We start from the raw sequence: 14,590 nt of genomic DNA, 5'->3' as shown, positions 1-14,590 counted from the left end.
GGTCAAACGCACCGTCAACCACCCGAGACTTTCCCCATCATGCACGGACGCCCCCTCCTCATAGTCCTATTCCTCACCGGTACTGCCATGGCCGCAGAACCCTCCCGCTACACCTACGACGAAGCCCCCACCGATGGCTTCATGTACGCCGTGCGCTATCAGCAAGCCAAACTGGCCTGTGGTTCGCTGCCCGAAGATCTCGAGGCGGACTATGCTAAAGCGATGCGGCTGACTGGCGAGGCCAGCCCTGCGTTTAAAGCTAGCTATGCACAGCGCTTGGCAATCCGGCCAAAGTGGAGCAAACCGGCGTCGCCTGAAGAACAGGCGCTTGCGTGCGAACAAAGCCAGCACACCTTGCGCGTAACGGTGCAGCTCGCCCGGCAATGGTTTCCCGGTGGCTGGTAGCCACGTGTTTTAACCCATTGATCGGCCCATTGAACGGCATAGGTATCTACACAACGATTGGACCTGACCAATCCAGCGGCGCAGAGCCGTAGGCCCAACGTCCATAGATGCACAGACGTCGGGACCTGAGCAGCTATCATCAAGAACCATGCTTGCAGCACGTTGCTTGAACTCGCGGGTGTAGGTCTATCGCTCTTGCATGGAACCTCCTGATTGGGCGAATCATATTGCCCTTAAGAGGTGTCCGGGATCATTAGGCCAGTTCAAGCACAGAACCGATACGAATTCCTGTGGTACTACGCGCTCAAGCCACCGTGTTACACCACCTGCTGGACCTGATCCGCTTCAGGCTCTAGCGCATCCACAGTAGCGACATGGTTGGTGATGCCGAAAGGAATGTGCACGGATGGAGCAACTGCGCTAGTCGATTTAAGGTGCCCTGATTGGTCATCGAAAAAGATGTGTGGTTTCAATACACCTAAAATTTTTCCTTTCTCGATACCACCTAAGAAGAATGCGTCATTGGCCATGACCCCCCAACTCTTGAGTGTATTCATCGCTCGCTCATGAGACGGAGCATTGCGGGCTGTGACGATCGAGACGCGTATGCGGTTTTCGTATTCAGGATTGAGCTTTTTGTGCTTCTCCTCGACCGACTGGATTTTGGATATCCGCACCATGAATTCCTTCAGCGGCCCAGGGTTATGGGGCTGCATGACATTCTTCACTTCGTGCGCATGGAATTCAGACAATCCAGAGGCCTGCATGATTGTTTCGGACTCATCGCCAGCGAGCACGCCGTCAAAGTCGAATGCGATGCGTAGGGCTTTATCAGTCTCGTCGTCTTCAAATTTTGAATCGAGAACCTGGCCAGCCGGGTACCCGGCCCTGATAGCCGCTTCCACGTCTTTTTTGTCACCCGACAAAAATAAAGCGATATTCAGTGCTGGTATGTATTCATAAGGAGATTTTCCCTGCATAAAAATCGCCCTTGTCATCCCAAGCCCATAGTGCTCGATAGTCTTCAGTACGCGCAGCCCAGTGTCGGGATCATTGCGCGAAAGAAGTATCACCTCGACGAGCGGATCCGTAGGATCGACGCTCAGGTCATTCACTGACAGTAAACGCTTGATGAAGGGGAACGCTATCCCCTTAGGAAGCGGGACGTGCAGATTGTTTTGCTGAAACTTGCGGTATTCCTCCTCCCCCTGACTCTGAAACACTGCGTCCGATGCCAGCAAATCAAACACAGCGCTGGAAGCGACGCCGATCACTAGGCGATTTTCTAACTCGTAGGGCATTGGAACCTCTCTTGATGCCTCTAAACGCAAATATTGATGGGCATCGAACATGCCGATCGATTTCAGGGCGCATCGAGAAGCACACATCGCGCGCCTCCTCCCACGCACAGTCAGGCATATCAATCTTCAAATCAATCTGCCGGTTGCTTTCATTATGGGAGGATGACTTTGAACCTTGCTGATTGGCGCCAAGTCAGCCGTCACCTGATCGCCGGATGTCGGCCCCAAGCTATTCTCCAGAGCGAAATTGGCATAATATGCCAACATCAAAAGTATCTGTTTGCATAGAACTGGAGCTAGTTATGGCGACGCGAAACGTAGTGCTCACCCCTCACCAGGACCAGGTTATCCATGACTTGGTGCAGTCCGGCCGTTATCAGAATGCCAGCGAAGTGATGCGAGAAGGTTTACGTTTATTGGAGCAGCGCGTTGCCGAAGACACCGCCAAAATTGAGGCACTGCGTCAGGCGACCTCGATCGGCATCATGGATCTTGAGCACGGGCGCTTTACTCAGGTGAACGAGGGTGATCTGGAGCACTACCTCGAGAGCTTGAGCCTGGAGGCAACCCTCCCTGCGAGAGAGAAACACTGAGCATGCCGCAGTATCGGATCTCCAACCCGGCTCGTGCCGACATTGTCGACATCCTTAGGCTCTCCCAGACGCAGTTCGGCGATCAAGCACGCCAGCGCTACCAGGCGCTGATCCTCGCGGCGCTGCAAGCGCTTGCCCACACGCCTTATCGCATTGGCAGCCACGACCGCGATGAACTTGCACCGGGCCTTCGCAGCTATCACCTCATCTATTCACGCCAGCAGGCCAAACAAACCCATGGAACGGTCAAAAGCCCACGCCATATCGTGTTCTATCGTGTGACAAACGACGACGTGATCGAGGTCGTCAGACTCCTTCATGACGCCATGGAAGTGCAGTTGCACTTGCCTAACGACTGATGAGCGACCTGGCCCAACGGCTTAACTGGCCAGGAATAGCGAAGTCCGTCGGAGATCGCCATTCGCGATCACTCGCACACTCGGTGCGAATGGGGGCAAAAATGGAGGCAAACAAAAGCTTTATCGACCTGAAAACACTATTCTAGAGCCAAGTCAAAATGTTTTTGGGGGATTCTGATAGCTTGTAATGGAGGGTTTAGCGGAGCGCTGAACAACCACATATTGCCTGCCATTGGTAGAAGGCAAAGACTGGGTGTTCGTCTCGCCGGTCTATCCGGGACCTCCCATAAACCCGACCTCCATGCTCACGTCCTTTCAGCGTATCTGGCCAGAGTACGACATCACTGCCCACGGCTTTCGCGCCACCTACCGGACCTCTACCTCGACGAGCATTTGCATAGATCCGTCGTTTCACCAAATGCCAGGTGCGATCGAGGCAGTTTATGCGCGCAACTCCTAGTGCAGAGCCAGAAGGCGGCTCGACAATGGGCTGATTAGACCCATTGCGGCAAAATAATGGTGGACGCCCCAACCGCCCCGCATAACGGCGTAGACCCTCAGTTATAAATATCGATAGAACCCAGCACGACAGCGGCTACAAACATCACCAGGCAGGTACCGATGCACCAGAAAATGGAGGCGCGCTGGTTGTCGCCGTAGTCCACATCCAGGAGGCCGCACAGCAGATAAGTAGAGGCTACCAGTGGGCTGAGAAGGTGCACCGGCTGACCGATCAGGCTCGCAATCGCCATCTCCTGAGCTCCGATGCCGTAATGGCTGGCGGTCTCGGCCAGGATCGGCAGAATGCCGAAGTAGAAGGCGTCGTTGGTCAGGACATAGGTGAAGGGCATGCTGATGAAGGCGGTGAACACCGACATGAAATGCCCGGCGGAATCCGGGATGACCATGATCAGGCTTTCGGAGATAGCTTTGACCATGCCGGTACCGGACATGATGCCGACAAAAATACCTGCCGCAAAAATCAGCGAGGTGACGGCCATGACGTTGTCGGCGTGCTTGCCGATCACCGCTTTCTGCGCCTTGAGCGTGGGAAAGTTGACCATCAGGCCCAGGGCAAAGGCGATGGTGAACAGCACCGGCAGTGGCATCAGGTTAAGCATCATCAGCGCGATCAGGGTGATGGTCAGCGCGGCGTTGAACAGAAAGCGCCAGTCACCCAGGCGAAACTCTGTGAACTTATCCATGAGCTCATCGTTGTCGAGTGTCAAGATCCCGAGGCGGCGTCGCTCTTTCAAGCCAAGCCAGAATGCACTGAAGATCACCCAGCCAAGCCCCGCGATCATGATTGGGATCATCTCGATAAACAGGTCGGTAATGTCGACGTGCATAGCACTGGCCGCGCGGGAGAACGGGCCGGCCCACGGCAGGATGTTCATCACACCAATGGTCAGGATCAGCACTGTCGCCATGACTTGCAGACTTATACCCGTACGGCGGTAGAGCGGGAGCATCGCTGCTGTGGTGATGATGTACATCGTTGCACCATCCCCGTCGAGGCCGACGCAAATGCCCAGGATCGCGGTGCCCACCACGATTTTCAGCGGGTCGCCCTTGACCAGCTTCAGGATCAACTTGATCAGCGGGTTGAACAGACCTGCGTCCGTCATCATGCAGAAATACAGGATGGCGAAGGTGAGCATGATCCCCGTCGGGGCGAGCATTTTCATGCCGTCGAGCATCATCGGGCCCAGGGCGGTGGAAAACCCGGCGAGGCAGCCGAACACGATAGGCACCAGCACGAGTGCAACCAGTGGTGACAGTCGCTTGCTCATGATCAGGTACATGAAGCAGGCGATCATTGTGTAGCTGAGGATCGTAAGCATGTGTCCCTCTTCTTATTGGTTTTGTTTGGGCAAAGCGCAGCCATTAGCGCGGTTCGAGGCGAATCGAATCCACGCGCCTTTGGCTTGCGTATCTGTAGTTACGTAGTGGCGTGCGAGAACATCGGCTTGCCAGGATGCTCCATGGCTATCTTGAGGATGTGGCCGGTTGAAGAGTCGGTGACGAACAGGTGCCGGTTGCCTTCACCGCCAAACGCCAGGTTGGTCAAGGTCCGTCCTTCGGTGCAGGACCGCAGGCGATAGAGAGGCACCGCATGGCGATCGAAGACCCATACGCAGCCATTACCCGCATCGCAAACGAACAGGTTGCCCTGGTCATCCAGTGCAATGCCGTCCGCGCCGCTCACCCCGCCTGCCATGGCCGTGAACACTCCGACCTTGGACGTCGTGCCGTCCGATTGAATGGGCAGGCGCCAGATCGAATTGCCCCGGGTCATGGCCACAAGCAATGCTTGCTCGTGCAGGTCCATGACCAGGCCATTGGGGCTCGGTCCGTTATCCAACAGACAATCCAGACGTTGGCTTTCCAGGTCATAGCGAAACACACGGCCACTGGGGTCGTGCATGCCGGTCTGGCCCTGGTCGGTGAAGTAGAGACGCCCTTCATGATCGAAAAACAGGTCATTGACGCCCTTGAAGCCCTCGCTGCGGCGGTGGGTAAGGAACGGCTCAATGCGCTTGCTTAGCGGGTCCAGGACCAGGATGCCGCGCTTGTAGTCGGCAATGAAAATTCTGCCATCACCATGAATTTTCAGGCCATTGGGCCAGCCGTCGTACTCCACGACCAACTCCCACTCCCCCTGCGGTGAAATGCGAAAGATGCGGCCGTAGGGGATATCGGTCACGTAAAGATTGCCGGCCCGGTCGAAGGAGGGTCCTTCCAGAAAACTGGCAACCTTCTGGCCCGGTTTGTTGGCACGAACCCAATCCGAGTCGCCGTTGCGCCAGAACTTCTCGGGCAGCCGGGTGAAGACCTCGGTGGTCCTCTCCTGAGGTGGGGGATACAGGCTCATGGCAGCACTCCGCGTATCAACTGGCATCGTGACAAGGAAGGCGAACCTAATTGCTTCAGGTAACGCCTTGCCGTCCAGATGCACAGAGGTTTTTGTTTTTATTTGTTCTATCTGATAGAACAACATTCCTTCTAGCGGAATAACTTTCCAAGCATTTTGATTGCCTGTCAAGCGCGAGATTTCGCTGGGGCGTTGCGCGCGCAGAGCAAAAATTATTCCGCGGGATAACCAGAAACCCTTTGAAAGCGCCGGAGGCATGGGGGTGTGAGTGCATCAAGACAGCCGTTGACAGCAGGTATTTTCAAGGCCAATACTAGGAATAGAACAATATTCTGCCTGACAGAACACGCATGACAATACGTGCTTTTCCTAACCGCCGCATTGCGTGAATGTTCAACAGGCTGTCCCGCAGATGAGGAGAACCTACTGTGAAAGACGCCACTGAAATCGACATCCTGGTAAGTGAAGTGGGGCCGCGTGATGGCCTGCAAAGCGTCGACGCCATCATGTCTACCGAGCTCAAACTGGAATGGATAACGGCACTGGCAACAGCAGGCCTACGCGAGATCGAAGTGGGTTCGTTTGTGCCTCCCAAGCTGCTGCCGCAAATGGCGGACTGTGTGCTCGTCGTGGCCCATGCGCTGACACTGCCGAACCTGCACGTGACCGCCCTGGTGCCTAATCTTCGTGGGGCTGAAGCGGCCTTTCACGCCGGTGTACACAAGATCACCCTGCCCATCTCTGTCAGTGAGCAGCACTCGATCTCCAACATCCGCAAGACTCACGCGCAGGTGTTCGAAGAGGTGAAAGCCGTGGTTGCGTTGCGCAACGAACACTTCCCCGGCATCCAGATAGAAGCAGGCGTCTCCACGGCTTTTGGCTGCACGCTTCAAGGCGTGGTCACGGATGACGCGACCCTCGCCATTGCCGTGAAAATGGCCGAACTCGGTGTAGATGAGGTCGGCCTGTCCGACACCGTCGGCTATGCCAACCCCACTCAAGTGCGCCGCCTATTCATCCGGCTACGCAACGAAATAGGCGCACTCAGCGGCAGTGCGCATTTTCACAATACCCGCGGGCAGGGCCTGGCCAATGTCGTGGCGGCACTGGAAGCTGGCGTCACTACGTTCGATGGTTCCCAAGGCGGTATTGGCGGCTGCCCCTACGCGCCTGGCGCCTCGGGAAATATCGTTACCGAAGACCTCGTTTACCTGCTCGAATCGATGGGCCTGCGCACCGGCGTTGACCTTGACCGCCTGGTTCATGCACGGGATTGGCTGGTTAAAGGGCTGCCAGGTGAACCGCTGTATGGCTTCATCCCCGATGCCGGCGTGGGCAAGAACTTCACCTATGCCAAGGAGCGCGTATGAACCAGCCAGAAGAAAAACAGCTGCCACTGGCCGGGATCCGCGTGATCGAGTTCGTCCACATGGTGATGGGTCCAACCTGCGGCCTGCTGCTCGCCGATCTTGGTGCCGAGGTGATCAAGGTTGAGCCCGTGCCAGAGGGCGACAACACCCGCCGCCTGATGGGCTCCGGCGCGGGCTACTGGATGACCTACAACCGCAACAAGAAGAGTTTCGCGGTGGATATCAAATCCGACGAAGGCAAGGAAGCGGTGCGAAAACTCATCGCCACCGCCGATGTGGTCATCGAGAACTTCCGCCTCGGAGCCATGGAAAAACTGGAACTGGGCTATGAACAGGTCAAAGCCATCAAGCCGGACATCATCTACAGCTCGATGAAAGGCTTCTTGCCGGGCCCCTACGAAAACCGTACCGCCCTCGACGAAGTCGTGCAGATGATGACCGGGTTAGCCTACATGACAGGCCCTGTCGGGCGCCCACTGCGTGCCGGTGCGTCGGTCAACGATGTGATGGGCGGCATGTTCAGCGCCGTCTCCATCCTGGCGGCCCTGCTCCAGCGCAAGGAAACCGGACGCGGTCAATTCGTCCAGACCGGGCTCTTCGAGAACTCGGCGTTCCTGGTAGCCCAGCACATGATGCAGAAAGTGGTCACGGGCGCCTCCGCCGCCCCCATGCCCAGCCGCATTTCTGCCTGGGCGATCTATGACGTGTTTGATACGGATCAAGAAAACGAACAGGTCTTTATCGGCGTGGTGAGCGATAGCCAATGGCAAGCGTTCTGCACCGCCTTCGACTTCCAGGAACTGGGCAACGACCCGGCTCTTGCGCGCAATAACCAGCGTGTGATTGCTCGCGAGCAGATTATGCCATTGGTACGTGAACGCGTTGCCGGCATGAGCAAGCAGGCGGTGATGAAGCTGTGTGAACAGGCCGGCCTGCCCTTCTCCCCGATTCAACGCCCGGATGACCTGTTCGACGATCACCACCTCAACGAATCCGGCGGCATGACAGAACTGGCGCTGCCCAACGGCGAGTCCGTGAAAGTGCCGATGCTCCCTTTCGAGATGGACGGCCAGCGTTTTGGCGCACGCCTGAATGTTCCGCAAATGGGTAGCCACTCTCGGGAACTGTTGGAACAACTCGGTTATACGGCCGAGGCGATCGACGCCCTTGAGGCCACAGGCACGATCAAGAGCGCCTGACCGGCGCTACGGCGGGCCAACCTGGGCCCGTTGCGGCTGCCGATAAATCTGACGCGCCGAGGGAGGCTCGGCGTGAACCGCAGAACGGAGTGCCGGAACCGCACGAAATCCTGCCAGAACCGTCGGCGTATCCCGCCACGGTATCCATAACAACAATACCGAGGATACAGTCATGGCTAACGTCACGACCACGACTTCCCACTTGCCCCAGTCCCAGCCTGAAGTGCATTCGGGACTTCAACGCCGAGCGATGAAAAAAGCCGCCTGGCGCTTGATTCCACTGCTTGCACTGGCCTATTTCTTCAACTATCTGGACCGCACCAGTGTGGGTTATGCCGCGCTGCAGATGACCGATCAGCTCGGTCTTACTGCGGCCCAGTTCGGACTGGGCGCCGGCATTATGTTCGTCGGCTACTGCCTCTGCGAAGTGCCCAGCAACCTGGCGATGTACCGTTTCGGGGCCCGGGTGTGGATGGCCCGCATCATGATTAGCTGGGGCCTGGCCGCAGCGGCCACAGCCTGGGTTATCGGCCCTTATAGTTTCTATGCCGTGCGCTTCATCCTGGGTGTGGCGGAAGCGGGCTTTTTTCCTGGCGTGATTTTCTTCCTGACCCTGTGGTTCCCCGCGCAATACCGTACACGGGTATTGGCGTGGTTCACCGTGGCTACCCCTATTTCCTTTCTGGTCGGCGGCCCGCTGTCAATCTGGTTGCTACAGATGCACGGCATCTGGGGCCTGGCCGGCTGGCAATGGATGTTCCTGATCGAGGGCATTCCGGCGTGTGTGCTGGGGTTGATCACATTGAAGGTCCTGGCAAACCGCCCCAGCGAAGCAAAATGGCTGACGCAGGAAGAACGTGACGCCCTGAACGACATGCTGGAAAAGGAAGCCGGCAAGGATCAGAAACGCCATGACTTCGGTGTTGTACTCAAGGATCCACGCGTGTGGATCCTCAGCTCGATCACCTTCAGCTTCACTATCGGCACGTACGGCATTGGCATCTGGCTTCCACAGATGCTCAAGGCGCATGGCGTGGAAATCAGCATGATCGGCTGGGTCGCGGCCATTTCGTACTTCTTCTCCACCCTAGGCCTGCTGTTCTGGGCCAAGTATGTCGACCGCACAGGCAGAGGCATCCTCAACCTGGTGATTGCGCTGGTGCTGGCGGGCCTGGCGTTGATGTTCGCACTGAACATGAACGCACTGGCCCCGGCGCTGATAGGCATCACCCTGGCCCTGGTCGGGACGATTTCTGCGAAAACCATCTTCTATACCTTGCCGGCCAAGTTCCTTTCGGGCCGGGCCGCCGCGGGAGGGATTGCGCTGATCAATACCTTTGGCGCGTTCGGAGGCTTCGTCGGCCCCTACCTGATGGGCTATCTGAAAGACGCCACGCAGTCGTTCACCGCGGGCCTGATGGTCATGGGTTGCGTACTGTTGTTTGCCGCGCTGATGGCCGTGTCACTGCGTTTCTTCATGCGTGACGCTTGAGCAGCGAATGCTAAGGGCCAGAATGATGTGCTGCCAGACAGACTAGTCGGCGAGTAGGCGCTGCGGGTAAGGTATCGTCAAATTGCTCACCCGTCGCAGGGGTGAGCTTACTCACGATGATGGATTTGCAGCCCAATCACTGGCCGAAATGACCATGAACAGTAACGAAAAACCTGAGAAAGATCCCGCTGACGGCGGCGTTGCCGCGGTGGACCGCGCCTTTGCCATACTCGGCGCCTTCGACACGCAGTGCAGCGTGTTGCCACTGGCGGAATTGGCGCGCCGCACCGGTCTCTACAAAAGTACCATCCTGCGCTTAATGATCTCCCTGGAAAGAGCCGGTTACATTCGTCGATTGCCGGACGGACAATTCGCTATCGGCCACGAACCCCTTCGGCTGGCACCGCTTTATCAAAGTTCATTTCGCCTGCGCGACATCATCTACCCAATACTCGAAACGCTCTCGCAAGAGAGCGGGGAAACTTCTTCGTTCTACGTCATCGAAAACGACAGTCGGGTGGTGCTTTTCCGCGTAGAACCCAAGCGTTCCGTGCGGGTTTCCATTCACGAGGGTGATCGTTTTCCACTTAACGCCGGGGCTTCGGGAAAGATTCTGCGGACTTTCGGCCCGTCTGTTGCTGATGCGCTTGCCAATGTTCGCGAGCAACTCTGGGCGAGTTCTTTTGGCGAACGCGATCCCGATACCGCAGCGGTGTCGGTACCTGTGTTCGGCATGAATAACGAACTCAAAGGCGCCCTGACCCTCTCGGGGCCCTCCGAGCGTTTCAACGAAGACGCCATTACGAGTGCGCGCAAGATGCTGTTGAAACTGGCAGCCCAAGCCACCGGTGCGCTGGGGGGGGACGCTCGGGAGTTACAGCAGGCCAGTGCAAAGATCGAGGGGTGAACCGTTCCACCGAGGCTGACGCGACCATTGAGCCGTCAGCGTATCGCAGCACCCTCCACAGGCCCGCCCGAGCGCAGGTTAGGTGCTGCTATCTGCACTGGCAGTTGGGCTCTGGGCAAGGCTGCCGGGAGTCACCCGCTCTGCTATGACTACCTTCCTCCTGCGCTGCAGCGTGAACCATGGCAGCTCAAATCTTGGCGGGGTCCGGTTACATCGTACAGATCTGCCCGGAGTGGCGACCAGCAGCGTATGCCAACCCTCAACGTCATATGACAGCGCGTGCCACACCAGCCACAGGTGGCCGAGTTGAAACACCGCCCAGGTCAATCCTGGCGACCACGGCGGTCAGTCAGCGCGATTATCTGCGGCCCGGGACGGCGCAGTGACCAACCGAAGTTCATGCCCGCCGCCGCCAGCAGAATGGCGCTCGCGCCAATCACTTGCAGGCTGCTGAGCGGATGCGCGAAGGCCACCCAGTCGACCAGGATGGCGGCGATCGGGTAGATGAATGACAGAGCCCCGACCAGGGCCGTGGGGATTTTCTGGATGGCGCTGTAGAGCAGCGTCGACATCAGCCCGGTATGAACCACGCCGATAATGATCAGGTAAATCCAGGCATCCCCGACCGTGTCGACCCTGTCGAAGTCCACGAATGGGGCCAGCACCAGCAAGCCGACCACCATCTGGATCAGCACGATCAGGTGCGCGGGCACCTCCTTGAGGCGCTTGGTGATCGCTGCCGCCACCGCGTAGAAGAAGGCGGAAGACAGCGCCAGGTAGACGCCCAGCAGGTAGTCGGCGCCGCTGGCCTGCCCGCCGCCCTTGGCGAACACGATCAGCATCAGGCCGACGAAGGCCACCAGCAGCCAGCCGAGCTTGGCGATGCTGAGGCGTTCGGCGTAAAACAGCGCACCCAGACCGACCAGCATGAACGGCTGGACATGGTAGACCACCGTGGCAATGGCGATTGAGGCGTGTCGGTAGGCACTGAACAGCAGCACCCAATTGAGCATCAGCGCCACCCCGCCCAGGCACACCCAAATGAACTGCCGGGCAGTGATCAGCGGGCGACGCAGCACCCCCAGCATCAGGCACGCGACCAACATCGCCAACGCGCCGAACCCGCAACGCCAGAACACCACGGCCTGCGGGCTCTGCCCCGACATGATGACGAACCAGCCCACCGTGCCGGAGATCAGCATGGCCGAAATCATTTCGAAGGTCCCACGGGTTTGCGCCTTCATCACTCTTGGCTTCCTTGCTGTCGACATTGCCGTGACCCAGGCCGCCGCTCGCGGGATGGCTCCACAAATAGAACTTTATAATGAACTAATGACCACTATAATGAACACGCCAACCCAGAGCGGCAATTCGAAATCGGATGATTTGAAGAACAAATGACTGACATAACGAACAGCCCCATGAGCCATAATCCCAACCGAATCGATCTGTTGGCGCTTTCAATCAAGCGCGAACGCCTGGCCGCCGGGCTGTCCTTGACCGAATTGGCGAAGCGCGCCGGGGTGGCGAAATCGACCTTGTCTCAATTGGAGTCGGGAATCGGTAACCCCAGCATCGAAACCTTGTGGTCGCTGGCGATGGCGATGGGCTTGCAAGTCACTCGCTTCTTCGAGCAACCCCAGCAAACCCTGCGGGTGATCCGCGCCAACGAGGGCATGACGACGTATGCCGAGACGGCCAATTATGCCGCGACACTGCTTGCCGACTGCCCGGCCGGAGTGCGGCGCGACCTCTACCGGTTGAAGGTACAGCCTGGCGAAGTTCGCCTGTCCCAGCCTCACCCGGCAGGCACCGTAGAGCACGTGGTGCTGTGCAGTGGCAGTGCCCGCATCGGCCCGGCGGACGGACCGGTGTTGCTGAACGCGGGCGACTACATAAGCTACCTGGCGAATGCGCCTCACGTGTTCGAAGCGCTTGAGGCCGACACGACTGCGGTGATGGTGATCGAGCATCTCTGAGGTGGCGGCCATGGACACGGCACGAACAACCAGCCACGCGCCGAAGTCACCGGCAAAGTGCCCATACTCAGCGAACACGCAGAGGCTGCTTTCCCGACACGTATCCGTCAGCCGTCATAGGCCAGTTCGGCGGATCGGTTGATCTTTCGCTGCACTGATCCCTGCACCTGTGGGCTTTCAAGCGTGATCCCGAACCGGCCAGACAGCGCTTCCCGCCCCTTGGCTGTCAATCCAAGTGCGCGACTGTCGAGGTCTTGAATAACCCACTGGCGGCTCAGGAGCATCTGCAGGAAAGCCGCGCCGAGCGCCCCCGCCAGATGAGGGCGGCGCATGCTCCAGTCCAGGCATGAACACGCGAAACGACGTCGCTGGGCCCTGGCCTTTTCCACCTCGATACCCAACCCCGTCATGGCGGTTTCGCCGCTCGCCGTGAGCTGATACAGGACGTCCCCGGCAACCGCCACGGTCAGCCAGCCTGACGCGATGAAGTGGTCGTGCAGCTGCACGGCCAATGATCCTGCCATGTGGTCATAACAGGTACGCGCGAACTGCAATCGGCTCGGGGTCGTGGAAACGTAGCGCGTGTCCGCGTTTTGGCTGATCACCATGAGGGCCTCGATCGCCTGGGCCACCTGCACGTCCGCCAGGCTGTAGTAGCGATGCCGACCCTGCGTATGCAGCCTTACCAAGCCGGCGTCTTTGAGCCGTACCAGATGCGCACTCGCCGTGGATGCACTCACGTCGGCGATCACGGCCATTTCGGTACTGGTACGTGCGTGGCCATCCATCAGCGCACACAGCATTTTAGTCCTCGCAGGCTCGGCAATGGCACCGGCTACCCGAGAAATCGCGCTGTCATTGCCTTGGGCATCCATATTTCGTTCCTGAGCGAATCGTCGGCATGAAAGGTGTTCGATAGTAGCCGTTCTTTGTGAACAGGACTCCAGGAATGACGCCTTTTGAAGCCGCGACCCATGCCGACCCCTACCCTTATTACGCCTACCTCAGGCGACAAGGTGGGCTGTACTTCGATACCGATCTTCGGTTATGGATTGCAAGTAGTGCCAACGCGGTCGACGCCCTCCTGGGGCACCCCGACTGTCGGGTGCGTCCGCCGGACGAGCCGGTTCCCGCGGCCATTGCGCAAGGCGCCGCGGGGATGATTTTCGCTGGCTTGATGCGCATGAACGAGGGCCCGCAGCACATGTGCCCGAGGATGGCCATCGAACCGGCGTTGGCCGCTGTCGAGACAGAACGCATCGCAGGCCTCGTGGCACGCCTGGTCGAGACCCTCCCCGTCGAGCACCTGGATGAATTGATGTTCACCGTACCGGTGTGCGTCATTGCAGCGCTCATAGGCTTCCCACCCTGCCAGCTACAGGACGTCGCAAGGCTGACGCGGGATTTTGTTGCCTGCCTGTCGCCCCTGAGCGACGAAATTCAACTCGACAGCGCCCATGGCGCGGCGACTCGACTCAGGCAATTATTCAGCGCGCTGCTGAGCGACGCCAATGACAGTAGCCGCTTCTTGAGCCACGTCCAAAGCGCTTGCGCAGCCACCGCCTGGAGAGACCGCGAGGCATTGATCGCCAACCTGATCGGCTTGTTGTCGCAGACCTGCGAAGCCAGCGCAGGCTTGATCGGCAACAGCCTCGTGGCGCTGCATCGTGAGCCTGGACTGCTTGAAGGCGGGCAGCAGGTTGCAGACCTGGTGGCAGAAGTGGCGCGCTATGACTCACCGGTGCAAAACACCCGGCGATTCGTCGCCCAGCAATGCAATATCGAGGGCAACGTACTGGCGCCAGGCGATACCGTTCTCCTATTGCTCGCCTCAGCCAACCGGGATCCCGGCGCGAACCCGGACCCCGATCGCTGCTTGCTCGAACGAACCCAGCGACGAACCTTCAGCTTTGGCGCGGGAAGACATCAATGTCCAGGCCAGTCGCTTGCCTTGGCGATCGCCGCCGAGGCGGTCTCGGCATGGCTGCGCCGACAGCCAGCCGCGTCCGTGGGTGCCTTTCGCTGGAGGTATCTGCCCTCCCTCAATGGTCGCATTCCCAGGTTCTGTGGTGATCGGGACACCCAGCGATGATCGCAGGGTTTGCTCAGC

At 58.5% G+C, this 14,590-nt stretch carries 14 protein-coding genes and 2 pseudogenes; 10 read left to right on the top strand and 6 right to left on the bottom strand.

Going from position 1 to position 14,590, the window contains the following annotated elements:
* Window positions 1–87: 87 nt before the first annotated feature.
* Window positions 88–405, top strand: coding sequence for a hypothetical protein (locus QMX97_RS02790; protein WP_282395896.1), 318 nt, complete (start codon window positions 88–90; stop codon window positions 403–405).
* Between the two features lie 9 nt (window positions 406–414).
* On the opposite strand, the pseudogene QMX97_RS02785 reads toward QMX97_RS02790, so the two are convergent.
* Both QMX97_RS02785 and QMX97_RS02780 read right to left on the bottom strand, forming a co-directional pair.
* Window positions 415–576 (bottom strand): annotated as a pseudogene (locus tag QMX97_RS02785) (hypothetical protein); the annotation flags it as partial.
* 146 nt (window positions 577–722) lie between these two features.
* On the bottom strand, window positions 723–1,706 hold the full coding sequence (locus QMX97_RS02780; RefSeq protein ID WP_282395922.1) for a 5'-nucleotidase: 984 nt from the start codon (window positions 1,704–1,706) through the stop codon (window positions 723–725).
* 302 nt (window positions 1,707–2,008) lie between these two features.
* Here QMX97_RS02780 and QMX97_RS02775 point away from each other — a divergent pair, with 302 nt between their 5' ends.
* From QMX97_RS02775 to QMX97_RS02765, 3 genes and pseudogenes are all read left to right on the top strand, one after another.
* The gene (locus tag QMX97_RS02775; protein ID WP_057010991.1) at window positions 2,009–2,299 is read left to right on the top strand and encodes a type II toxin-antitoxin system ParD family antitoxin; all 291 of its coding nucleotides are present in this window, start codon (window positions 2,009–2,011) and stop codon (window positions 2,297–2,299) included.
* Between the two features lie 2 nt (window positions 2,300–2,301).
* Window positions 2,302–2,658 (top strand): type II toxin-antitoxin system RelE/ParE family toxin, encoded by a 357-nt coding sequence (locus QMX97_RS02770; RefSeq protein WP_102624531.1) that lies wholly within the window; start codon window positions 2,302–2,304, stop codon window positions 2,656–2,658.
* A gap of 238 nt (window positions 2,659–2,896) precedes the next feature.
* A pseudogene (locus QMX97_RS02765) lies at window positions 2,897–3,156 on the top strand (integrase); the annotation flags it as partial.
* 59 nt (window positions 3,157–3,215) lie between these two features.
* Here QMX97_RS02765 and QMX97_RS02760 read toward each other — a convergent pair.
* Both QMX97_RS02760 and QMX97_RS02755 read right to left on the bottom strand, forming a co-directional pair.
* Complete coding sequence (locus tag QMX97_RS02760) at window positions 3,216–4,502, bottom strand: citrate:proton symporter (RefSeq protein WP_282395891.1); 1,287 nt, start codon at window positions 4,500–4,502, stop codon at window positions 3,216–3,218.
* A 98-nt stretch (window positions 4,503–4,600) separates the two neighbouring features.
* On the bottom strand, window positions 4,601–5,533 hold the full coding sequence (locus QMX97_RS02755; RefSeq protein ID WP_106803971.1) for an SMP-30/gluconolactonase/LRE family protein: 933 nt from the start codon (window positions 5,531–5,533) through the stop codon (window positions 4,601–4,603).
* A gap of 428 nt (window positions 5,534–5,961) precedes the next feature.
* Between QMX97_RS02755 and QMX97_RS02750 the strand changes: the two genes are divergently transcribed.
* The 4 genes from QMX97_RS02750 (at window position 5,962) to QMX97_RS02735 (ending at window position 10,501) form a co-directional block, all read left to right on the top strand.
* Complete coding sequence (locus QMX97_RS02750) at window positions 5,962–6,903, top strand: hydroxymethylglutaryl-CoA lyase (RefSeq protein ID WP_282395889.1); 942 nt, start codon at window positions 5,962–5,964, stop codon at window positions 6,901–6,903.
* A complete protein-coding gene (locus tag QMX97_RS02745) occupies window positions 6,900–8,102 on the top strand; it encodes a CaiB/BaiF CoA-transferase family protein (RefSeq protein WP_282395888.1) in 1,203 nt (400 codons plus the stop codon). Before QMX97_RS02750 ends, QMX97_RS02745 begins: the two co-directional genes overlap by 4 nt.
* A gap of 172 nt (window positions 8,103–8,274) precedes the next feature.
* Window positions 8,275–9,594 carry an MFS transporter gene (locus tag QMX97_RS02740; RefSeq protein WP_282395887.1) on the top strand — a complete coding sequence of 440 codons (1,320 nt, stop codon included), beginning with the start codon at window positions 8,275–8,277 and terminating at the stop codon, window positions 9,592–9,594.
* A gap of 154 nt (window positions 9,595–9,748) precedes the next feature.
* Window positions 9,749–10,501, top strand: coding sequence for an IclR family transcriptional regulator (locus QMX97_RS02735; protein ID WP_106805673.1), 753 nt, complete (start codon window positions 9,749–9,751; stop codon window positions 10,499–10,501).
* 323 nt (window positions 10,502–10,824) lie between these two features.
* Here QMX97_RS02735 and QMX97_RS02730 read toward each other — a convergent pair whose 3' ends face one another.
* Entirely contained in the window at window positions 10,825–11,745 is a 921-nt protein-coding gene (locus QMX97_RS02730; RefSeq protein WP_282395886.1) for a DMT family transporter, read from the bottom strand.
* 153 nt (window positions 11,746–11,898) lie between these two features.
* Here QMX97_RS02730 and QMX97_RS02725 point away from each other — a divergent pair, with 153 nt between their 5' ends.
* Entirely contained in the window at window positions 11,899–12,480 is a 582-nt protein-coding gene (locus QMX97_RS02725) for an XRE family transcriptional regulator (protein ID WP_348775361.1), read from the top strand.
* A gap of 107 nt (window positions 12,481–12,587) precedes the next feature.
* On the opposite strand, the gene QMX97_RS02720 is transcribed toward QMX97_RS02725, so the two are convergent.
* Complete coding sequence (locus QMX97_RS02720) at window positions 12,588–13,355, bottom strand: helix-turn-helix transcriptional regulator (protein WP_065905077.1); 768 nt, start codon at window positions 13,353–13,355, stop codon at window positions 12,588–12,590.
* Window positions 13,356–13,429: 74 nt separating this feature from the next.
* Here QMX97_RS02720 and QMX97_RS02715 point away from each other — a divergent pair, with 74 nt between their 5' ends.
* Complete coding sequence (locus QMX97_RS02715) at window positions 13,430–14,572, top strand: cytochrome P450 (RefSeq protein ID WP_282395884.1); 1,143 nt, start codon at window positions 13,430–13,432, stop codon at window positions 14,570–14,572.
* The last annotated feature ends 18 nt before the right edge of the window (window positions 14,573–14,590 follow it).

The organism is Pseudomonas sp. PS01298 (genome assembly GCF_029959745.1).
Lineage (GTDB): Bacteria > Pseudomonadota > Gammaproteobacteria > Pseudomonadales > Pseudomonadaceae > Aquipseudomonas > Aquipseudomonas aylmerensis.
The sequence above is the reverse complement of the archived record's forward strand: the minus strand, read 5'-3'. Positions and strand labels throughout refer to the sequence as shown.